Source organism: Nocardiopsis sp. NRRL B-16309, from assembly GCF_001279585.1.
Classification (GTDB): Bacteria; Actinomycetota; Actinomycetes; order Streptosporangiales; family Streptosporangiaceae; genus Nocardiopsis.
In genome coordinates this window covers 1-252 of the sequence record NZ_LGEC01000043.1, presented here as the reverse complement: position 1 = coordinate 252, position 252 = coordinate 1, and the positions used below count along the sequence as shown (strand labels likewise).

At 56.0% G+C, this 252-nt stretch carries 1 rRNA gene; it reads right to left on the bottom strand.

The features are described 5' to 3' along the window. Positions 1-79: ribosomal RNA gene (rrf, locus tag ADL05_RS06040) — 5S ribosomal RNA — on the bottom strand; the annotation flags it as partial. Between the last annotated feature and the right edge of the window lie 173 nt (positions 80-252).

The window sequence follows — 252 nt, the reverse complement described above, 5'->3', positions numbered from 1 at the left end:
CAGTACCATCAGCGCAAGGAGACTTAACGACCGGGTTCGGAATGAGACCGGGTGTGACCCTCCCACCATAACCACCACGGAAACCAACACCCACCACAAACCCAGCTCAACCCCACCAAAGGGGAACCAGATCCACAACGGGAAAACCGTAGGATATGTGAAAAATATGCGCGAGCACCCAATTATCTGCAGCGGACAAGCCCTCGGCCTATTAGTACCGGTCAGCTCCACCCCTCACAGGGCTTCCACACC